Below are 20,736 nucleotides of genomic sequence, written 5' to 3' on the forward strand. Positions count from 1 at the left end.
GGTCGGCTAAAATTGACAGATCAGCAGTGGTAGCTTGAGAGGGAAAGATGCATCATGTGCTTGCTGGTGGTTCCGTTCTGTTATTAATCCTGTCGCCATCGGAACACCAATTAGTTGGTTCGTACGCGGACCTGCTCCCCACAGACCTAACGGGCAACAAGTCTTCCCCTGATTAGGCCGCGTCAAGTATGTCCGCCTCAAGAATTCCCACGGGTAGTGACAGCGATTTCGCGATCCGATCTCGATAACCCTTGTTGTATCTCAGACCGGACTCAATGTTCAGGATTTCCTCAGCGGCTAGGCCGCACGCCACCGCCAGGTCGTCGACGGAATATCCAAGGTGCTCACGATAAGCACGGATGATGTGGGTTCCCCCCAACATAGCCTTCAAGACTGGCTCGGGAATGCGCGGATCTTTCATATATCACCTCGAAGGAGAGCAGAGGCGCCTGACACCTCGGGAGAGTTCCACCCGAGTTGGCGCTCGTAGCAAGTCGAATAGATGGACATCAATTCGACCGGTTCGGTCTCGTCCATGGGCAACCTGAATGGCGGCCGGACCGGTATATGGCGGTTCAACTGGTTCTGATCAAGTCCGAAGAACCTGCCTGCCTAAGATGGCCTGATCGGCTGTACCAGTCGCTGCGCGATCCCGGCGGCTGCTCATCGCCGAACCTCTTGGGCAGGAATTCGACGCTTGCGGAGCGCTGAATCCAAGGCCGTCGTGACAGCTCCCTGGCCGTGTCGGAGCCACCATTCACCCGTCGATGAATTGACCGGAAGGTCGTAACCTTCGCAGCTACGCCAGTCTGGTCAGCAATCGACAGTTCGTAGCGCCCGCGGGCAGGAGCATTGGTCAGGCTGAGCATCGTTAGCCTATGCCGACAGGCCGAAAACCGGTTGCCATAACACCGGTCCGTTCAGACGTCCCTTCCAGCGGATGCGCAAGAGGCTAGCGTGGGAAATCTCGAGAAAGCCGGCGACTGCCTCCGTGTTACCGACTGGCTTTGGCTGTCCGATGCGCGACAACGGCCACGTTGCAAGACGCAGGATCCGCTCCATGCGTGTATCGGTCACTGTCACAATCCGAGTGAGATTGTTCGCCAAGCCAAATTCGATCATGCCGGCGAAGAGTTCGTAGGTTGCTTGCGCCAGTCCACCAGCCTTAGGCGCTGATGGAGGTAGATCGAGTGCGAAACGACTGCTCTCCCAAATGCAGGCACTCGCGGGCGCCGCAGTCTCACCCAGCAGCATCGGAAATGTGTCGCGCAACATTGTCGGTCCGGTAGTCGGCAGAAGACGGACGCAACCGCAAATTCGCCAGTCGGATCCCTTGAGAAGCAGATAGACGGGGTTCAGGCTGTCAAATGCGTCTGTTTCCATCTCGCTTTCGGTCTCAACTTCCCAATCCAGCCTTTCCTTGAAGACCCGATGCCTGACCCCGTGCATTTCTTTGAGCTCGTTTGGAAATTCGCCGTAGAGTTCAGGTGTTATCAGCTGCATCATTTGTCGCCTCCGGGCAGGATATGTTCCGGCCATTGAAGAGCAAAGCCGACATTGATGCAGCCTGTAGACCTTTACAGCTATCGGACAAAAAACGGGTCAGGATTTCCACTGGCGGAAGCAGTCAGTCGCGCCACGCACTGGTTGATGGTTCGCACGCCAAGCTTTGCCTTGGTGTTTTCCAGGTGGAACGTCACGGTGCGCTTCGAGACGGCAAGGATCCGGCTGATATCCCAGGCCGACTTACCGCGCGCTGCCTATGTCCGTGATTCAAACTCCCGCGGCGTCAGCCAAACTCAGCTGCTTTTTCCAGAATTTCCTGCTGTGAGGGACGTCTGGCCGGAGGCGGACGGGTGAAATAGGCGAAGAGCGGAAAATCGAATCCGGCTGCGGCGGCATTGCCTCATGGAGATCGACAGCATCGACGCTTGCAGAGAGTTGCTCGACGAGTTTTCAAACACGCGATAGATCTGCCCTTTGCGCAACCTTCTCAAGTGTTGCTCGATGATTAGGCTGAGACTTGGTCTAACGACCCCGCACCGACGCGATGGGGACGACTTCGCCATCATCGCCTTGCTTGTCGCGGCTTGGCTCGGCGACACACGCCTCATCGATAACGTCTCAACATCCCCGGTTGGCACGTGGCCAGCTTCGCGGTGTTCGCTTCAACCGGAAACAGCAAAGTATTGGCAAGCTGGCGCACACCCCGCCAGACCCAAAACACAGGCCGACTGGAAGAGGAAAAAAGCCCGCGATGAGCGGGCTTTTTGATGGAGAGGACCAATGGACCGTTCAAACGAAAACGCTTTGCTACAGCTTGGAAGAGATTCAGGAGCATATCAATGCTGAAGCAGAGCATGCCGATAATTTGCGAATCAGTGTCAAAAGGCCTCGGCGGCCACCGATTGCTAGCCGTTTCAATCGACGACCATGATCCTACTTCCCCGTGAAGTGTTCGTTATTATCGATGTGCTGAGCGGCTCTTAGGAGCTTGAAGCGCGGGTGAGAGCAGCCGCGACATGGCGGAAACGTCTTTTCGAACACGCAAGTCACTTCATGTTCCTTGGCATGGTTCTTGTCGTGAACAACTTGGTAGATACCAGAGTGCTGAACTTTGTCACCAGGTTTGAAAATATCGCCAATTGCAGCCATCGAATCGCTCCAGTTGTAATCCGGCGCGTTACTACCGACCATCGGTCTGTTTGTAAAGTAGATAAGCGCCCAAACTTTGCTAATGGCTGCAGGTCCGTCTCCCCACGGAGTTCCAGGTACTCGACCCCGCGATAACCCGCTGGCAGAATTGCTGCACGCGCTTCATCAAGCATGGGCAGGAGAGGAAAGCCGCGCGCAAGCCGCTCCGCCGTGTCGAGCAAGACCGAAGAGCCTTGGGGCGATGAGGCGTTCTGCTGGCGAGAGCCGGACGTTGCGCGACATAGCGCAAGACCATCGGGTTCGCGGAATGTTGGACATGCGACCGCGGCGTCGGAATATCGAGGTCCCGGACCATGCGCCTGACAAGCTGAAGCTGCTGGAATTTCTTTTCGCCAAACAGGCGAAGTCAGCGCCGTCTGCAGGGAGAGCTTGGCCACGACCGTCGCACACCGTCGAAATGGCCGGACCGGAAGGCGCCGCACAGGCCCTCGCTGAGAGTGGACACCGAAACGGTCGTGTCAAAGCCAGCTGGATACAACTCGTCTTAATCCGGCACATAGAGCAGATGTGCGCCTGTCGTCACGAGCTCGGCGGCATCTTCGTTTTCCGGGCGGGGATAGGCGGCAAAGGTCGGCGGCACTGTTGAACTGCTTAGGATTGACGACAGCGTCACGACTACCGCCTCAGCCTTCTGAAGCGCGGCGCGCACGAGGCTCAGATGGCCTTCAGGCAGGCCCCCATGGTCGGCACAACGGCGACACGGGCGCCCTGAGCACGATGCCATCCCGCTGCAACAGCGCGGAGCTCGGCAACGGTTCCAACGATCGGCACGCTCATGTGAGGTCTCCGGCCTTGGTCTCGTTGGCTAAAGATGTTCGGCCGCCGGAAAGCGCCGTTCCCTCACGCCGGCGGCATAAGCCGCAATCGCGGACAGGAGTAAAGAGGCCGAGCATGTCGTCGCTCACCAGAACTGGCCGCCGCAGGCTGGCGAGGCGCCGATGCCGATAGTGGGGATTTCGATCTCTGCGCTAATGTGGCGTGCGATCGGCTCGGGGAATTTCTCCAAACACCAGTGAGAAAGCGCCTAACTACGTGACCGCAGCAGCGTCGCGCCTGATCCGCTCGGCATCGTCTCCCCGCCGCTGGACACGGTAGCCGCCGAAAATGTTGACTGCCTGCGGGGTCAAGCCGACAAGGGCCATTACAGGTACACCGCGGGCGGTGAGAAGGCGAATTGTATGGGCCATGGACCGGCCGCCCTCGAGCTTCACCGCTGCACATCCGGTCTCTGCGATAAGGCGGCCGCTTTGCGGAAGGCCTGCTGCGGCCCCTCTTGGTAGAACCGAACGGCATGTCGACGACCATCAGCGCGTGTTGCAGGCCGCGGCCGTGCATGATCATCCTTTCGAGGCTGCCCCCCAGCGCCGAGGATAGCCTGTGCATTATCATGCCGACGCTGTCCCCGACGAGGCCAATGTCGCATTGTCGATCGGCCATCCTGGCGACCGGGGTGTATAGGCAGTGAGGCGGACGAGTGGGGCCTGGCCTTCCGCGAGCGGATATCCGGTGGCGTATTTGCGTTCGCATCACTCGGAGCGCTCAATCTAGGCCTCCTTCCATTGCGTTACCAACCGCCGGAGTCGCGTTTGGCACATTTTGGTGCAAGTGCGAAGAGATAAGAATGCCGTCCAGCTGTGGGGTGTTGACGTGCAGGAAGTCACGCTTACACTAAATCGATTAGAGTCTCGCCGAGCTGGGGCCAACCAAGTTCGCAGATATGGAAGAGCAACGAACACGACCCGGGAAAGACAGAGCCGAGGATAAGGCCGACGAAGCCAAAGTGGACCTGACCGCGGTGGTCGTCGCCGTAAATGGCGGTGAGCCCTGTCTTCTCACAATCGGTCAGGCGGACACCTTGCCCTCCGGACCATTTGCGCTCGAGCACCGATCGCCGCAATCCGGTTTGAGGGGGTGGGTCGAACAGCAAACCGGCCATCCCCTTGGGTATATCGAGCAACTCTACACGTTCGCCGATCGGGACCGTGCCGGCCCCGAGCGCCAGCAGCGCGTCATCTCGATCAGCTATCTCGCACTCACCCGGAAGGAACAGGGGACGGCCTCATCCACGTGCGGCTGGCAAAGCTGGTACGAATATTTTCCATGGGAGGATCACCGCTCCGGCTCGCCGCCGATGGGCCTGGATATTCTGCGAGCGCGCTTGATGGAATGGGCAGACGGCGCTGGCGATCCGGCCAGGCAGCGCGAACGCCGGCAGAGGGTGGCGATCGCCTTCGGCTTTGACGACCGCCATTGGAACGAGGAGCTCACGCTCCAACGCTATGAGTTGCTCTACGAAGCAGGATTGGTCGAAGAGGCTAGCGACGGGATGGCCGCGCCTCCGTCTGCGGCCGTCTCAGGCAAGGCGATGGTCGCTGATCATCGCCGCATCCTGGCGACAGGCGTTACGCGGTTGCGCTCCAAGATCAAATACCGGCCAGTCGTATTCGAGCTCATGAGACCGACTTTCACGCTGCTCCAGCTGCAGCGGACGGTGGAAGCATTGGCTGGCAGACTGATCGACAAGCCGAACTTCCGCAGGCTTGTTGAGCAACAAGAGCTGGTCGAGGAGACTGGCGACACTTCAGTCGATACGGGTGGGCGGCCCGCAAAGCTCTATCGCTTCCGCCGTGCCGTGCTCGATGAAAGAGCTTTCGCCGGGACAAAATTGCCAATGTCTCGGGCTTGACACAGCTTATAGTCAAGCTAGAAATATTCCCCTTATTGTCACATCGAATATAATCGGAGGCGCTGATGACTGGGCGTTACCTATGGCCGCGTCCCTAAATGAGCGCGTCAGGCGGGTGATCCCGCCATTCGAATGGTCGGCTTTTGCCGACGACATTGAAGCGACCCTCGCGCTGAAGCGCGCGCGCAATGCGGTCATCCTGGCGCACAATTACCAGTCGCCGAAATCTTTCACCGTGTGGCTGACCAAGAGAGCCGTGGTTCGCACTTCCGCACTGATTTCCCTGGCGCGATGCAGAGGCGTGCCTCGCCAGGCTGACACTCCGCGGCGCAGTGCGGGTCGCACTCGCAATTGGGTGGCAGGCACGGACACGGAGCACCTGATATGAAACCGTTCGCACCCCTGCCCTCGACCCTGATTGAACCGATCGTGCGCGGTGCGCTCCTGGAAGACCTGGGCAGATGCGGCGACCTGACCAGCGATGCGGTGATCCCGCATGATTGCACGGCCACTTTGATGCTCAAGTCGCGCGAAACGGGAATCATCGCCGGCCTCGATCTGGTTGCGTTCGCCCTGCTGCTCGTCGAGCCTGCGATCCAAATGCAAATCTGGCGCCCGGACGGCAGCGATGTCGCGGCCGGCGAGATCATTGCCAAGCTGTGCGGACCGGCGCGTGGGCTGCTCACGGCCGAGCGCACGGCGCTTAACTTCCTTTGCCGCCTGAGCGGCATTGCCACGGCCACAGCCGCGATGGTCGAGGCTGTGCGTGGCCATAAGGCAAAGATCGTATGCACAAGAAAAACGACGCCCGGTTTGCGCGCACTTGAGAAGTACGCCGTGCGTGTCGGCGGCGGCGCCAATCACCGTTTCGGGCTCGATGACGCCGTGCTGATCAAGGACAACCACATCGCCATCGCCGGCGACATTCGCACGGCAATAGAGCGAGCGCGCGCCGCCGCGGGCCATATGGTGAAGATCGAGGTCGAGGTCGACACGCTGGAGCAGCTCGATATAGCGCTCGCGCTGGGAATCGACGCAGTGCTGCTCGACAATATGTCGGTCGAAGATCTTGCGCGCGCCGTGGCGACGGTCGATGGCCGCGTCATCACCGAGGCTTCCGGTCGGGTGACACCGATCACGGCCCCGGCGATCGCGGCGACCGGAGTAGATCTCATCTCCGTCGGATGGCTGACACACAGCGCGCCGATCCTCGACATCGGCCTGGATATGCCGGCCCACGGGTACGGCTGCAGCCTGAACTGATGGAAACGAAAAAGGAAGAGCCTCGCAGCTGCAGGCGCAGACCAGGTGCTGCAGGAGCCTGCACCCCCGCGCGCATTGCGCTGATCGATGGCTCATGTCGTAACAGGCTCGCCGACCGACAGACTTCGGCATGCGTTCGTGGACCAGAAACAAAGAATTTTTGACGATGACGATTGGAAAGAAGTGGGGATGAACAAAGCCCTGGGACCGATGGACAGAGTGCTGGCGCGATGGAACCGCAAAGAGGCCGAGGCTATCTACGGCATGCCGTTCAACGACCTGCTCTTCCTGGCACAGACCATCCATCGGCAGAACTTCGATCGAAACCGTGTGCAGCTCAGCCGACTGCTGAGCATCAAGACCGGCGGCTGTCCGGAGGATTGCGGCTATTGCAGCCAGTCTGCGCATCACGCAACTGGCCTGAGAGCGTCGAAGCTGATGGAGGTCGAGCGTGTCATCGCCGAGGCGGCCAAGGCGCGTGAGGCCGGAGCCACGCGCTACTGCATGGGCGCTGCCTGGCGAAAGCCCAAGGCGCGCGACATGGATGCGGTCGTGGCGATGGTCGAGGGGGTCAAGGCGCTCGGCATGGAGACCTGCATGACTCTCGGCATGCTCGATCTTGAGCAGGCCACACGTCTAAAACAGGCAGGCCTCGACTACTATAACCACAACATCGACACCTCCGAGCGCCATTACGGTGGGGTCGTCTCGACCAGGACCTTCGCCGACCGGCTGGAAACGCTTGAGCATGTGCGCGAGGCCGGCATGAAGGTCTGCTGTGGAGGCATTGTCGGGATGGGAGAGGAAAAGGCCGACCGCATCGACATGCTGATCACGCTCGCAAATCTGCCTGAGCCGCCCGAAAGCGTGCCGATCAACATGCTGATCCCGATCGATGGCACGCCGCTCGGCCAGTCCAAACCCATCGATCCGATCGAGTTCGTCCGTACCATTGCGCTCGCCCGCATCTTGATGCCGAAGTCCTATGTAAGGCTCTCCGCCGGTCGCACCGGCATGACCGACGAGACGCAGGCGCTGTGCTTCTTTGCCGGCGCCAACTCGATCTTCGTCGGGGACACGCTGTTGACGGCGGACAATCCCGACGAGGACAAGGACAGGCTTCTATTTCAGCGTCTCGGCATCGAGCCGATGGAATGTGAGGCCAGATGAACGAGCCGCCGCTTGCTCGCTTTGAGGCGACCTTGCAGGGGTTGGCGCGCAAGGATCGCCTGCGGACGCTTTCGCCCCGCACCGGGCTCGATTTCTCCTCGAACGACTATCTCGGACTTGCCGCCTCCAGGAGACTTGGCGATGCTGTCGCGGGGGCGATCGGACGGGGTACTCCGGTCGGCGCTACCGGATCGCGGCTATTGCGCGGCAATGCACCCGAACACGAGGCACTGGAGGTTGACGCGGCGGCATTCTTCGGGACCGAACGCGCGTTGTTCTTCGGCAGTGGCTACATCGCCAACTTTGCACTGCTGAGCACATTGCCGCAGAAGGGCGATCTGTTGATCCTCGACGAGCTCGCCCATGCCAGCATGCACGAGGGCGCGCAGGCCGGACGCGCCGAGTTCAAGCTGGCCGCACACAACGACGTCGACGCCGTCGAGGATGCGATCACCAGTTGGCGCTCCGAAGGCGGCATGGGGCGCGTCTGGATCGCGGTCGAAAGCCTGTACAGCATGGATGGCGACCGTGTGCCGATGGAGAGCCTCGTCGAGCTTGCCGATCGGCACGAGACATTCCTTATTGTCGACGAGGCGCATGCCACCGGCGTCTGTGGGCCAGGTGGCCGGGGGCTGGCCGCTGCGTTCGAGGGCCGCGACAACATTGTCGCGCTCCACACATGCGGCAAAGCACTCGGCGCGTACGGCGCGCTCGTCACAGGACCGCGAACGCTGTGCGACTATCTCATCAACCGGTGCCGGCCATTCATCTACGCCACCGCACCGTCGCCCCTGATGGCGGTCGCGGCGCGCGAAGCGCTCGCCATCCTGTCAGACGAGCCCACGCGCCGCGCTCAGTTGCGCGAGCGCATTTCCTTCGCGGGCCGGCAATTGGCCGAGCAGTGCGGCGTGACGCCTAGCGGCTCGCAGATCCAGCCGTTTGTCATCGGCGATGTCAGGCGCACCATGGCGGTGGCGGCGGCACTGCAGGCCCGCGGTTTCGACATACGCGGCATTCGTCCGCCGACGGTGCCCGAGGGTACATCACGCCTGCGCATTTCGCTGACGCTCAACGTCGGCGAAGCCGGCATTTGCGCCATGGTCGAGGCCCTCGTCGAGGTGTTGGCGACGGCATGACCAAGCGCCTCGTCGTCACCGGAACAGGCACCGGAATTGGCAAGACGGTATTTTCAGCGGGAATCGCCGGCTTGCTTGACGGCTTCTACTGGAAGCCGGTGCAATCGGGCCTCGACGAGGAGACCGACAGCGAGGTCATTGCCCGGCTTTCCGGCTTGCCCGCGGGGCGCGTCCTGCCGGAGGCCTATCGCCTGAAAAGCCCGCTCTCGCCGCATCGCTCGGCCGAGATCGATGGCGTCGCCATCGAAGCGGCGGATCTTGCCTTTCCGGTTTTACCGACACCGCTCGTAATCGAAGGCGCCGGCGGGCTGATGGTGCCGCTCAATCGACAGACAATGTTCATCGATATATTCGCGCAGTGGGGGCTGCCGATCATACTGTGCGCCGGCACCGCGCTCGGTACGATCAACCACACCTTGCTCTCGATAGAAGCGCTGCGGGCCCGTTCCATCCCGCTCCTCGGCATCGCCTTCATCGGCGAAGAGGTGGCCGATACCCAAAGGACAATCGTGGAGTTGGGCGGCGTGCAACAGCTCGGCAGGCTGCCACACCTCCATCCACTGACGGGTGAAACGCTGAGAGACGCGATGGTTGCCGGCTTCGACGTTGCCCTGATCGCCGGAGGCGAATGATGCTGGGGTCCCATGTCTGGCATCCGTTCACCCAACACGCGCTTGAACCAGCCATCCCTGAAATCGTACTGACCGAAGGCGCCTATCTCCACAAGGCCGACGGCGCGCGCATCCTGGATGCGATTTCTTCCTGGTGGGTCGTCACGCATGGGCATCGCCATCCCCGCATCAGGAAGGCCATCGAGACGACCGCGTCGAGCCTCGACCAGATCATCTTTGCCGGCTTCACCCACGAGCCGGCCGAAAGGCTGGCCGAAGCGCTCGTCGGCCTTGCTCCTACCGGCCTCGACTGGGTGTTCTATTCCGACAGCGGTTCGACCGCCGTCGAAGTCGCATTGAAGATGGCGCTCGGCTATTTCCGTAACATCGGCGCGCCGCGCTCGCGCATCGTCGTCATGGAGCATAGCTACCATGGCGACACGATCGGCACGATGAGCGTCGGCGCCCGCGGTGTATTCAACGCCGCCTACGAGCCCTTGCTGTTCGAGGTCGACACCATCCCCTTCCCGGCCGCAGGGCGTGAGCAGGAAACCCTGGATCGTTTCGAAGCAGTCTCGCGCGACCAGCGCGCGGCTGCGCTGATCGTCGAGCCGCTCGTGCTTGGCGCCGGCGGCATGCTGATGTACCCGGCCTGGGTTCTCAGCGAATTGAAGAGGATCGCCGAGGCCTCCGGCACCATGCTGATCGCCGACGAGGTGATGACCGGCTGGGGACGCACCGGAACCATGTTTGCCTGCGAGCAGGCGAACATCTCTCCTGATATCCTGTGCACGTCGAAGGGCTTGACCGGTGGTGTCATCCCGCTGGCGGCCACGCTCGCCACCGACGCCATGTTCCAGGCTCACTATTCGACGGACCGGCAGAAGACCTTCTTTCATTCGAGCTCCTATACCGCCAATCCGATCGCCTGCGCGGCCGCACTTGCCAATATCGAGATCTGGCGTGACGAGCCGGTGGCCGAGCGTATCGCGGCCCTGAGCGCGAGACAGGCCGCCGGGGTTCGGCGCTTTGGGGACAATCCCTACTTCGCCGACAGCCGGGCGACCGGCACGATCGTGGCCCTCGACCTGCGCACCGGCTCCGCCGGCTATCTGGCTGAGATCGGGCCCAAGCTGCGAACATTCTTCCTCGACCGCGGCCTGCTCGTGCGCCCGCTCGGCAATGTGCTCTACCTCCTGCCGCCCTATTGCATCACTGGCAACGAGCTGGACGGGCTCTACAACGCGATCGAGGAAGCCGGCGAGCGCTTCGGTTCGAATCCGTGAACAGGTCGTCGCGCCTTCTCGGGTTTGGTCATCATGCACCAACGCGCAAGGTCGAGAACCCGGAGATCGAAAACAGTCTCGGGCTTGAACCCGGCTGGATCGAACGGCGCACCGGGATTCGGTCGCGCTTTTGGGCAGCGGACGAAGACACGCTGTCGGGCCTTGCCGCCTCTGCCGGCGAGATGGCGCTGGCGAACGCCGGCATCGACCGCAGCGACATCGGTCTGCTGTTGCTTGCCACCTCGACGCCCGACCATCTTCTGCCGCCAAGCGCGCCCCTGGTCGCACATCGGCTCGGACTCGGCCGCGCCGGTGCGGTTGACCTCACGGGCGCCTGCGCCGGCTTCATCTATGCCTTGATGTTCGCCGACGGATTCACCCGCGTCCATTGTAAAGCGACCCTGGTCATCGCCGCCAATATCCTCAGCCGCCGCATCAATCCTACCGAGCGCGCCAGCGCCGTGCTGTTTGCCGATGCCGCCGGCGCCGTGGTGATTGGTCCGTGCAAGGATACCGACCAAGGCATTCTTGGCGCCGCGGTGGATTCGGACGGCTCGCGCTACGGGCTGATCCAGATACCCGCCGGAGGAAGCAACAGACCGTTCCATGGTGGCCTCGACCTTGCGCAAACGCGTATGACGATCGCCGACGGCGGCGAAGTATTTGCTAAGGCCGTGGAGATGATGACCGCATGCTCGCAAGACGCACTCACTGCTGCCCGAATGCGGCCGCAGGACATCGATCGGTTCGTGCCACATCAGGCCAACGCCCGGATTTTCGATTCCGTCGGACGGAACCTCGCAATAGCGGATCAGGTAATCGTCAAGACGATCGCCGAGTACGGCAACTCTTCCGCCGCGACCATCCCGCTCTCGCTGTCGCTCGCCCATCAAACGCAGCCATTTCGGGCGGGCGAAAAGGTTCTCCTTGCGGCGGCGGGTTCCGGCCTCACCGGAGGCGCGCTCATCCTCGGAATTTAGGGGTACGACGGCCATGAACAGGATTGGTCACGAATGATACTAGCAACACGAACCCAATGCGAAAAATTACTCGCCGGCAAGTTACATGGGCGCTGGCTCGGTGAACAAGAGCGATCACCCTGCAGACGGTTCTTGTCGAGCAGGGACGATCGGCGAGGCTTCCTTGCTGGGCGAGAAGTGGTTGGCGCCAGTCCAGGAAAGCGGAGCTATCTGAGCTCATGCGGGCCATCCTCATTGCGATGAAGTCATCCGACTCGATAGGTCGGCCCTTCTGATGCATTGATCAACATCGTAACGGCAGTAGGGCAGTCCTGAATTGAATAAGCGGCCGCTGGAAGGCGTCAATCGTCATGCAGTCCGAAAAAAATGCTCATCTGCCTGTCTCAACAACGCTCGCTCCATTTCGAAACCAGGTGTTTCGCTCGATCTGGACGGCCACGCAAATATCCAGCCTCGGATGGCTCGTGCAAACGGTCGCCATCAGTTGGCTGATGGCCACGATTTCCGCTTCGAATCTGATGGTTGCACTCGTGCAGGCCGCATCGACGTTGCCGGTGTTCTTTCTTTCGATCTTGGCCGGAGCCATCGCCGACAACTTCAGCCGCCGATGGGTGATGTTTGCGGGACACTGCCTGATAGCATTGGCGTCAACGACGCTGATGATTTCCGTGGGCCTGGGATTTGCCGGTCCCTGGCTAATTCTCGGATTAGGGTTCCTGGCCGGCTGCGGCTTTGCCTTGAATGATCCGGCCTGGCACGCTTCGGTTGGCGATATCCTTCACAAGCGCGACATCCCGGCCGCTGTGACGCTTATGTCTGTCGGATACAACATTGTGCGCAGCGTTGGTCCGGCTTTGGGTGGCGTGGTCCTGGCATTTTTTGGACCGCTGGCCGCTTTCGCGTTGGCAGCGCTGAGCGACCTGGCGCCGCTAACCGCAATATGGCGTACTACATGGGATGTTCGCACGTCACCTCTCCCGCGTGAGCGAATGACGATGGCAATTCATGACGGAGTGCGCTTCACGCTCATGTCGTTGGAAATCAGGGCAGCGATTGCCCGTGCAGCCCTTTTCGGGTTGGCAAGCATCTCCATCCTTGCGCTGCTCCCGCTATTCGTCCGGGACCAGCTGAAAAGCGGCCCAATCATCTACGGCATCTTGCTGGCGGGCTTCGGCATGGGTGCTTTCATGGCCGGCATGAGCAATAGCTTTCTAAGGCGGATCACGTCTCAAGACAGGCTGGTGTCGTTCGCCTCTGTTGCTTGTTCAGCATGTTGCCTTTCCCTTTCCCTGACATCGTCAGTCGCTGTGGCGGCCATTTCGCTGGCACTTGGTGGCGCGGGTTGGCTTATCACCTGGACGGGCATTGACGTGTCGGTTCAGCTGGCAAGCCCAAGGTGGGTGGTGGGCCGCACACTATCGATCTACTACGCCTTGAGCGCAGGCGGGATGGCGGCCGGCAGCTGGATCTGGGGGACTATCGCACAGAACTACTCCTTAGGCTGCGCTTTGGAGAGTGCCGCGGGCGCTCTGTTGCTCGTTGCTGCTGCGGGAATAGTGTTGCCGGTCCGTCCATGGGAAGAAACGGATCAGGAGAGTTCGGATTTTCACCCGCCTGAGCTGGCACTCGAGTTGAAGCCCAGGAGTGGTCCCATAGTGGTCAAGGTCGAGTATCTTATATCGGAAGACAATATCGAGTCCTTTCTGGGTTACATGCGCGCAAGGCGCCATGTTCAGAGCCGTGCCGGGGCGCGAAACTGGACACTGCAGCGCAATCTTCAAGCGCCTTCGATTTGGACAGAGACATTCCGCACGCCAACCTGGATGGACTTTCTTCGCCTGAATCATCGGCTCACGGCAGCGGATAAGGAAGTCAGCCAGCGTCTCCTGGCGCTGCATGATGGAGAGCGTCCTCCACAAACAATGCTTTCGATCGAACGAACGACTGAGGCAGCTCGAACCCGTGCCTCAGCAATCGTTTCTCGTCCTCCGAGGTGACGTGATCACGAACCCATCGTGCATTGGGACCTGCCGCGCCGGTCGACTTCGAGCAGCGCGAAGCCCGCATCACCGGTAGGCGAGGCTATGCGTACGTCCCTCTCTCGCGAATATCCATGCCGCGGCGGGCCTCGAGGCGGCGCTTGACGGAAGGAGGGCATGGGTCCTGCGCTGCCGCGCCCCCTGCGCACCGACACCGAGACCTGCCTGCGCATCGGGGGCTACATCCGTTACGACGTCGGCTTCGGCGATGTCCGATCGTATGACGGGGCAAGAACCACCGATGTGAGAACTGGCGAGGTTCAGGGCACCACAACACGCGTTTCACGTTCAAAACTTGGACGCGCCAGGAGACCGAACTCGGCGCACTGAGGACCTACACTGAAAACCGCGTGAATTTCGGCAACCGCAACGCTTATCCAGGCCCGGACAGTCCTCAAAACTATGGCTTCAATAGCGGCGTCAAATTGACTTCCGCCTGGTTCCAGCTTGGTGGCCTCCGAGTTGGTAAGGACCATTCGCCCTTCGACACGCTTACAGGCTACGCCGGACCTCATCAACGTACTCGTTCCGTACGGCGACTTCGATACCAACGTGGCCCAGTATTACTTCGATGCCGACAATGGCCTTTCGGCTCTGGTTTCACTTGAACAAGGGTCGGGTGTAGTCGGTACTAACCACAGCCATGTCCCGCACGTCGTCTTCGGCGTAAAACAAACGCAGGGCTGGGGCGCGATCACCAGCGTAATCGCTCGTGACAGCAACTACGATGCTTTGGGCGGCAAGATCCGCGTCGATGTCAATGTCACGGATGTGCTGTCGCTATTCGGAATGTTCGGCTATGGCTCCATTGGCGTTATCAACGATGATCCAACCAGTGCAATCGCCGCTCACGGTCGCGGCTTCTACAAAACTTGGAGCGGCAACTGGGCCTTCTGGGCCGGCTCCACTCACGCACTCGACGAGAAAACTTCGTTCAACCTTCAGATCTCGGGCGGTCAGTTCAAGAACTATGGTGTGGCCGCAAACGTCGTCTACACGCTCGTTGCCGGTTTCACGGCGACGGTCGAAATCGACTACGGCCACTACGGCATCGGCATGGTCGACCCTTCGAACGTGAATTCGACGAAGGCTGACAAAAAAGATTGCCTCGGCGGCATCCTCAGTTTCCAACCGGTCATTCTAATTGAATGAACTCTCGGTGGTCGATTGCGCGACTAGACTTTCTCGCCAGCTTGGCGACCATGCCCTTGCTCGAAAGCGAGCGCGGCTACAACACCACAATCGCTGCACCCCAGATCGCACTCAACCGGACGATGATCTTTGCAGAGAGCAACTTCGTGGCAGCACCTCTCTCTATCGGTTTACGCATCGGCGGTGCGGCCGAGTTCGGAGGATTGCGAGCCAGCCCGAATTTTGCTCGCTCGAAAGGCTTGGTTGAGCTTGCAAAGGCTTATCTCCCGGCCCTGGATGGTCCCGGCGGCATGGTGTGGAGCGGCCACCGGCCCGCGACCCCGGATACCTTACCGGTCATCAGCCGCTCCGCGACCGATGCTCACATTCTGTATGTGTTCGGGCACGGTCACCTGGGCCTCACACAAGGCCCGACCACGGGCAAACTGGTTGGCGATCTGCTGTCTGGGCGTGACCCGCCAATACCACTCGAACCCTATACAATCGAGCGCTTCAGTGCCGCCGGGCGGACAAATAGTCTTTGAGCCAGGCGATCCGGAATGTCGCGATGCATTTTGCGTAAGGGCTTTAGTGACGATTGGAAGCGTTGATGATCGATGAGGTTAAGTAAGCCGATTCCTCTTCACTGCGCTTGACGAGATAGGGCCCGCCTGTCCAACAGAGGCAGTCACCAGGGGGTCCCGGCAAGGGCTGAGATACTGCTGGTCGCGGCGCAGTGACCCGTTGAACCTGATTCAGTTCATACTAGCGTAGGATGGTGCAAGCGCTTCGCGGGGTTTACGCCCGAGGTCCTGTTTCGAGCAGGGCGACCAAAGCGTCTTTTCATCCTTCCGGCACAGAGCTGGGTCTCCAATGCATGAGCAAAGGAGCCTCAAGAGATTGCCCTCACCCCCGCCGTGTCGACGGGACCACTGCCCACCTCGCGAAAATCCACAAGCCCGGTGCCATCCACCCGCACATCAGGGTGCCGATGCGGGAGATCTCCCTCCATCCGACGGCCGGCGAGCCGTCCGTGGCCGTTTACGATCCGTCCGGCCCGTACACCGACCCGGCAGTCGAAACCTGCATCGAAATGGGCCCTGCCCGCCCATGCCAGGAATGGATCATGGCGCGCGGCGATGTCGAGGCCTATGACGGCCGCCATGTCAGGCCGGAGGACAATGGATCTGCGACGGGCGAAAGCCTGACGCTGGAATTTCCGATGCGCAACCGGCCGCTGCGAGCGAAGTCCGCCAAGGCCGTGACGCAGATTGCCTATGCGCGCCGGCATCATCACGCCTGAGATGGAGTTCGTCGCCATCCGCGAGAACCTCGGCCGTGAGCAGTTGCGTTCGACACTTCAACGCGATGGCGAAAGCTTTGGCGCCGCGATCCCTGACTTCGTCACGCCGGAATTCGTGCGCGACGAGGTGGCGCGCGCCCGCGCCATCATCCCGTCCAACATTTACCACCCGGAAAGCGAGCCGATGAGATTATCGGCCGCAATTTCCTGGTCGAAGATCAACGCCAATATCGGCAACTCCGCCGTCAGCTCGTCGATGGCCGAGGAGGTCGAGAAGATGGTGTGGGCGATCCGCTGGGGCGCCGATACGGTGATGGACCTCTTGACCCGGCGCAACATCCACAACATCCGCGAATGGATCGTGCGCTCCGAAGCGAGAATGGCAGGGTGCTCGCTTGATGCGGTCACGGGTGCCGAATCGAGACTCGCCGTCAACAGCTTCGACACGGGGCGGCCCTGAGCTGCTTGAGCGGGCGAAGGTTCGATAGCACCCGCCGAAGTGAGGCGGTCAGTACCGCGGATTGCGCGTGAATGCATCCAAAACGTGAATGTTCGTAATTGAAGCAATCGATTTCTCTGGTCGACGGATGATGAATATGAAGGCGTCACGAGGCCGAGGATGCGATCTGGATACCCAGGCCACCAGAGGGTCGGGGAAGCAACAACCACGTATTGGCGCAGATAGCTCGGACCAGGTGAGAATGGCCGCTACCAACCGCATACCGCCGGTGAGGACAATGACAAGCTCAGCGGCGGTCCCGACGAGGATGTCGTCTGTGCGCCGACATGAAGCGCTGCGTGACGCGCTGGTCGTATGCCGAGTTGTTCGGGGTAGTTGCGATCATGTTGCCACATCATGGTGGTTGCGAGCGCAGTTCCCGCCATGCCAACCGCAAATGATAAACTTAGTTCACGTCCAGGAGCGAAAGCAATATGCATCGTCGTAGTCTGATCAAAGGGTTCGTTGCACTCGGCGCGTGTCCCATTTGCGCTGATGCCGCGGGGGCGGCGAGCACCCATTGGGGATATGCCGGCCCGGCCGGGCCCGAACACTGGGGCGATCTGGATAAGACAAATTTCGTCTGCTCGGCGGGCACACAGCAATCGCCGGTCGATATCAAGGGCGCGGTCAAAGCGGATATTCCGCGCATCGCCATAGGTTGGCACAGCGGCGGCGGCAGGATGGTGAACAACGGCCACACCATTCAGATCAACCTGCCGCAAGGCAGCACGCTCACTCGAGGGGATCGTGTGTATGAGCTGCTCCAGTTCCATTTCCATGCGCCAAGCGAGCACCACGTCGCGGGCAAGAGCTTCCCGATGGAAGCGCATTTTGTCCATAAGGACACCGACAGCGACACTCTGGGTGTGCTGGGCGTTTTTCTAGTGCCAGGCGACACAAATGCCAGCTTTGCCAGGCTTGCTGCAGCATTTCCCGCAACATCAGGCGAAGAGGCAGCCGTCGACGAGGTCGACCCGAACGGGCTTCTGCCGGCTTCGCTTGGCTACTGGACATATGAAGGATCTTTAACGACGCCGCCATGCACCGAAAACGTCGACTGGATGGTGGCGACGGAACCGGTTGAGGTCGACCCAGCGGACATCAAGCGCTTTACCTCGCTCTATCCCCGGAACGCGCGCCCTATCCGTTCGCCCAATCGGCGCTTCATCCTGGGCCTCCCCTGAGGCCCCTGCCGCCGTGAGGGAGCGAAGCGCCGCCTGCGCGGAGATTCATCTGCTTCCAAGATCGTAAGGCGCCCGTTGGGCGCTCATTCTGGTCCTGGAAGCGGACCATGACCAAATTCGGCAACGGTGTTTAAGCCGTCCAAGGAGAGAGGTAGGTGTGGCTTTCCTGTTCCAGCAGCATCCGGCCGCATACCGAACCCGGGTGGCGCCGGAATTCTCGTCGGACCGCCGCCAGGCGGGCACGACGGATCAAACGCCGTTTCCTTGGAAAACATGGCTCAGTTCCGATAAGGCAATTCTAATTGGCCTAGCCGCCTCGGTTGCGCTCTTGGTCGGAACCCAGTGGCAGGCTCCCGAGATCAACGACGCGGTCCTAAGCCAGCTGCGTACTATTCAGATCAACGATGCATTGCTCCAGCGGGACGTCGCTCGCGCGCGAACCGATATGGCATTGGACTTCCGTTCGGTTGCGTCTGCGGGACAGGCGCTGCAAAGCGACGTCGAAAACTTGCAACACCATTTGGAGATTTCGCCAGATGAGAGCTCCAGGGAATCCGCACTGCTCGCGCAGCTTAAAAACTCGATCAAAAACACTGAGGCGGCCATCTCAGCCTGGGTCAAGCAAAATCAGCTCATGAAAAGCTCTGTCGCAGACCTTGCTCGCTCGATTTTTCTCCCTGGAGAGGGCAGGCTTGAACTTTCCAAGCTAGTGCTGTGGCTCAACCTCGCATCACATATGGATCATCCTCTCGAGCGATTTGCCAGGCAGGCCCGGGCTGCCGCGGATGTTGTGGGCAAGGCCGGCGCTGCGGTGTCTTCCTTATGGAGGTTGGACCAAGCTGCCAATCAGATCGCATTCCTCGACACGTCCTCCAAGGCTGCCGAGCTGGAGCGAGAGCATCTGAAAGGCTACAGCCTGGCCAGCGCGCAAGCGCAGCGTGCGCGACTTTTCTTTGGCTTGCTGTCCATATGCATCTGCTTGTTTGCGATCATTCGATCCTCCAGACGGCGTCTGCGGACGAACCGACTGAAAAGGCGGTTGGAGCTTGAAGAGGCGATGAGCGAGATCGAAGCTCGCTTCAACGACAGTAGAGCAACGAACGACGGGGCGCGCTTTTCCACCGAAGCAGCGCTCAGATTCGTTCAACGCGTTTTCGATGCGGATCAATGCGCGCTTGCTCTGGTTGATCCGAGCCTCAGCATGCATACTGAGTGCTTTGTGGCAAACACGTGCATACCCGTCTGGAACCTCGCCCTTATTGATGAAGTCGTTTCACTTGTCTGCGCCGGACGGCCAGTGTTTCGCGTAGTTCCTGCGGCCGAAGTGGTTCGGACCGCCATAGGCACTTCCGGTGTTTGTCAAATTGTTGCTTGCAGGGCCTCCGCTCAGCAGGCTGCGGTTTGCATCCTTGTTTTTGAACGAGCTCGCTCACTCCCCTCAGCTGACGACCTCCGGGTTCTTGGCAGTGCTATTGTGCGTTTGAGCCACCATCTTGAGATGCAACGTGTAAATGCCGAACGCGACCTTCTGGTGAGTCGATGTGAGCATTTGGAAAGGCTAAGGACCGTCGGCACGATCGCAAGCGGTGCCACACATGAGTTCAACAATATTTTAGGCGCAATAATCGGATATTCAGAGGTTGCCCGAGGTCTTGTACGTCGTCCCTCTAGAATTCGGAACCACATCGACCAAATCATCTTAGCTGGACACCGAGCCAAGCTGATCGTTGACCAGATCTTGTCACTCAGCCGAAATCAAAAGCGCGTGGCAGCGCCTATCAGCGTCTCCGAGATTGTTATGGGTCTTGCGCCATTGCTGCGGGTTACAGTTGGTGCGGGTATTCAGTTGAACTTCAAGATCGACGAGTGGCAAACGGTGGTCGAGGGGAGCCCAACCGAGATACAGCAGATCCTTATGAATTTGTGCAAGAACGCGTCGGAGGCTGTCTTGAACCAGGGCCGTGTCGAGATTAGCGTTTCTCGCGCCCAGGTGTGCCAAACAAAGCCGCTGGCTCAGGGCACCTTGAGACGTGGAGATTACGTTCTCCTCTCCATCAGCGACGATGGTCCAGGAATTGCAACTTCGATACTTCCGCGTGTCTTTGAGCCCTTTTTTACCACCCGCTCTCGCGTCGGCGGGACCGGGCTGGGTCTTGCTGCGGTTGACAGGCACGTGAGCGCGCTCGCAGGATGCCTCGACGTCACCTCGGCTGTTGGCCGAGGTACCCGCTTCGATATCTACTTACCGGCCTCCGAGGAGGAGCCAGTCAGCGCTGACATCGCGGTCGGCCCATACGACGGATCACTTGGCAGCGGAGAAATCATTGCAGTCGTGGAGCGCGACCCAGCAGAGTTGGAGACCTACACGAAGAAAATCGCCGCGCTGGGTTATAAGCCGGTCGGCTTCGCGACCTTCAAAAGCCTTTGCGGCTGGATCGAGAGTGGGAAGGCAGCCGACCTGCTGATCTTGGGTAAAGCGCCTTTCCTCGAGCGAGTACAGGCCGAACCCATATGCCCCACCCTCATGGCGGTGCCTGTCATAGTCGTCGGTGAGATCGACCCCATGCCGGTCACATTTGATAATCAGGCCTTCGTCTTTTGGTTATCGCAGCCTGTCTCGTCCCGGACAATGGAGCATGCGGTTCGTACCATGATGATGGCATGATGCCGCCGACTTGTTCAGGCTACCCAAGCAATCTGACAAGCCCCGTCAAAAGAGATATCGATGCA

At 60.3% G+C, this 20,736-nt stretch carries 15 protein-coding genes, 6 pseudogenes and 1 riboswitch; of the genes and pseudogenes, 14 read left to right on the forward strand and 7 right to left on the reverse strand.

The window, feature by feature from the left end:
- Window positions 1-172 precede the first annotated feature (172 nt).
- The 7 genes and pseudogenes from CK222_RS27815 to panB form a co-directional block, all read right to left on the reverse strand.
- Entirely contained in the window at window positions 173-421 is a 249-nt protein-coding gene (locus tag CK222_RS27815) for a helix-turn-helix transcriptional regulator (RefSeq protein ID WP_095779885.1), read from the reverse strand.
- Window positions 422-876: 455 nt separating this feature from the next.
- Entirely contained in the window at window positions 877-1,506 is a 630-nt protein-coding gene (locus CK222_RS27820; RefSeq protein WP_095779886.1) for an acyl-homoserine-lactone synthase, read from the reverse strand.
- 77 nt (window positions 1,507-1,583) lie between these two features.
- Window positions 1,584-1,799: pseudogene (locus CK222_RS27825) on the reverse strand (helix-turn-helix transcriptional regulator); the annotation flags it as partial.
- A 640-nt stretch (window positions 1,800-2,439) separates the two neighbouring features.
- Entirely contained in the window at window positions 2,440-2,655 is a 216-nt protein-coding gene (locus CK222_RS31980) for a hypothetical protein (RefSeq protein ID WP_141247142.1), read from the reverse strand.
- A gap of 79 nt (window positions 2,656-2,734) precedes the next feature.
- A pseudogene (locus CK222_RS33575) lies at window positions 2,735-3,364 on the reverse strand (pantoate--beta-alanine ligase).
- Window positions 3,365-3,369: 5 nt separating this feature from the next.
- Window positions 3,370-3,492 (reverse strand): pantoate--beta-alanine ligase, encoded by a 123-nt coding sequence (locus CK222_RS33175; protein WP_245433317.1) that lies wholly within the window; start codon window positions 3,490-3,492, stop codon window positions 3,370-3,372.
- 28 nt (window positions 3,493-3,520) lie between these two features.
- Window positions 3,521-4,258, reverse strand: a pseudogene (gene panB / locus CK222_RS27840) (3-methyl-2-oxobutanoate hydroxymethyltransferase).
- Window positions 4,259-4,432: 174 nt separating this feature from the next.
- Here panB and CK222_RS27845 point away from each other — a divergent pair.
- From CK222_RS27845 to CK222_RS27910, 14 genes and pseudogenes are all read left to right on the forward strand, one after another.
- Complete coding sequence (locus CK222_RS27845; RefSeq protein ID WP_095802546.1) at window positions 4,433-5,401, forward strand: hypothetical protein; 969 nt, start codon at window positions 4,433-4,435, stop codon at window positions 5,399-5,401.
- A gap of 82 nt (window positions 5,402-5,483) precedes the next feature.
- Window positions 5,484-5,633, forward strand: a pseudogene (locus CK222_RS33180) (quinolinate synthase NadA); the annotation flags it as partial.
- Between the two features lie 152 nt (window positions 5,634-5,785).
- Window positions 5,786-6,664, forward strand: a complete 879-nt coding sequence (nadC, locus tag CK222_RS27855) for a carboxylating nicotinate-nucleotide diphosphorylase (protein ID WP_095779889.1) — start codon at window positions 5,786-5,788, stop codon at window positions 6,662-6,664.
- Window positions 6,665-6,853: 189 nt separating this feature from the next.
- On the forward strand, window positions 6,854-7,834 hold the full coding sequence (bioB, locus tag CK222_RS27860) for a biotin synthase BioB (RefSeq protein ID WP_095802547.1): 981 nt from the start codon (window positions 6,854-6,856) through the stop codon (window positions 7,832-7,834).
- Complete coding sequence (locus CK222_RS27865) at window positions 7,831-8,970, forward strand: 8-amino-7-oxononanoate synthase (RefSeq protein ID WP_095802548.1); 1,140 nt, start codon at window positions 7,831-7,833, stop codon at window positions 8,968-8,970. The genes bioB and CK222_RS27865 overlap by 4 nt, the downstream gene beginning before the upstream one ends.
- On the forward strand, window positions 8,967-9,602 hold the full coding sequence (bioD, locus tag CK222_RS27870) for a dethiobiotin synthase (RefSeq protein WP_095779892.1): 636 nt from the start codon (window positions 8,967-8,969) through the stop codon (window positions 9,600-9,602). Before CK222_RS27865 ends, bioD begins: the two co-directional genes overlap by 4 nt.
- On the forward strand, window positions 9,602-10,867 hold the full coding sequence (locus CK222_RS27875) for an adenosylmethionine--8-amino-7-oxononanoate transaminase (RefSeq protein WP_095802553.1): 1,266 nt from the start codon (window positions 9,602-9,604) through the stop codon (window positions 10,865-10,867). The genes bioD and CK222_RS27875 overlap by 1 nt, the downstream gene beginning before the upstream one ends.
- A complete protein-coding gene (locus CK222_RS27880) occupies window positions 10,864-11,847 on the forward strand; it encodes a beta-ketoacyl-ACP synthase III (protein ID WP_095802549.1) in 984 nt (327 codons plus the stop codon). The genes CK222_RS27875 and CK222_RS27880 overlap by 4 nt, the downstream gene beginning before the upstream one ends.
- Before the next feature lie 350 nt (window positions 11,848-12,197).
- On the forward strand, window positions 12,198-13,844 hold the full coding sequence (locus CK222_RS27885; RefSeq protein WP_095779894.1) for an MFS transporter: 1,647 nt from the start codon (window positions 12,198-12,200) through the stop codon (window positions 13,842-13,844).
- 195 nt (window positions 13,845-14,039) lie between these two features.
- Window positions 14,040-15,038: pseudogene (locus CK222_RS27890) on the forward strand (porin); the annotation flags it as partial.
- 56 nt (window positions 15,039-15,094) lie between these two features.
- Window positions 15,095-15,562: an FAD-binding oxidoreductase gene (locus CK222_RS27895; protein ID WP_245322501.1), complete on the forward strand. Its 468-nt coding sequence runs from the start codon at window positions 15,095-15,097 to the stop codon at window positions 15,560-15,562.
- Window positions 15,563-15,700: 138 nt separating this feature from the next.
- Window positions 15,701-15,811: riboswitch (TPP riboswitch) on the forward strand.
- A 79-nt stretch (window positions 15,812-15,890) separates the two neighbouring features.
- Window positions 15,891-16,690, forward strand: a pseudogene (locus tag CK222_RS33185) (phosphomethylpyrimidine synthase ThiC); the annotation flags it as partial.
- A 563-nt stretch (window positions 16,691-17,253) separates the two neighbouring features.
- Window positions 17,254-18,006, forward strand: coding sequence for a carbonic anhydrase (locus tag CK222_RS27905; RefSeq protein ID WP_095779895.1), 753 nt, complete (start codon window positions 17,254-17,256; stop codon window positions 18,004-18,006).
- Window positions 18,007-18,163: 157 nt separating this feature from the next.
- Window positions 18,164-20,671 carry an ATP-binding protein gene (locus CK222_RS27910; RefSeq protein ID WP_095779896.1) on the forward strand — a complete coding sequence of 836 codons (2,508 nt, stop codon included), beginning with the start codon at window positions 18,164-18,166 and terminating at the stop codon, window positions 20,669-20,671.
- The last annotated feature ends 65 nt before the right edge of the window (window positions 20,672-20,736 follow it).

Origin of the sequence: Mesorhizobium sp. WSM3866 (genome assembly GCF_002294795.1) — a bacterium.
Taxonomy (GTDB): Bacteria; Pseudomonadota; Alphaproteobacteria; order Rhizobiales; family Rhizobiaceae; genus Mesorhizobium.

Coding starts and splice junctions, on each gene's coding strand:
- CK222_RS27815 (WP_095779885.1), bottom strand. CDS start 421: ATGAAAGATCCGCGCATTCCCGAGCCAGTCTTGAAGGCTATGTTGGGG.
- CK222_RS27820 (WP_095779886.1), bottom strand. CDS start 1,506: ATGATGCAGCTGATAACACCTGAACTCTACGGCGAATTTCCAAACGAG.
- CK222_RS31980 (WP_141247142.1), bottom strand. CDS start 2,655: ATGGCTGCAATTGGCGATATTTTCAAACCTGGTGACAAAGTTCAGCAC.
- CK222_RS33175 (WP_245433317.1), bottom strand. CDS start 3,492: ATGAGCGTGCCGATCGTTGGAACCGTTGCCGAGCTCCGCGCTGTTGCA.
- CK222_RS27845 (WP_095802546.1), top strand. CDS start 4,433: ATGGAAGAGCAACGAACACGACCCGGGAAAGACAGAGCCGAGGATAAG.
- nadC (WP_095779889.1), top strand. CDS start 5,786: ATGAAACCGTTCGCACCCCTGCCCTCGACCCTGATTGAACCGATCGTG.
- bioB (WP_095802547.1), top strand. CDS start 6,854: ATGAACAAAGCCCTGGGACCGATGGACAGAGTGCTGGCGCGATGGAAC.
- CK222_RS27865 (WP_095802548.1), top strand. CDS start 7,831: ATGAACGAGCCGCCGCTTGCTCGCTTTGAGGCGACCTTGCAGGGGTTG.
- bioD (WP_095779892.1), top strand. CDS start 8,967: ATGACCAAGCGCCTCGTCGTCACCGGAACAGGCACCGGAATTGGCAAG.
- CK222_RS27875 (WP_095802553.1), top strand. CDS start 9,602: ATGCTGGGGTCCCATGTCTGGCATCCGTTCACCCAACACGCGCTTGAA.
- CK222_RS27885 (WP_095779894.1), top strand. CDS start 12,198: ATGCAGTCCGAAAAAAATGCTCATCTGCCTGTCTCAACAACGCTCGCT.
- CK222_RS27905 (WP_095779895.1), top strand. CDS start 17,254: ATGCATCGTCGTAGTCTGATCAAAGGGTTCGTTGCACTCGGCGCGTGT.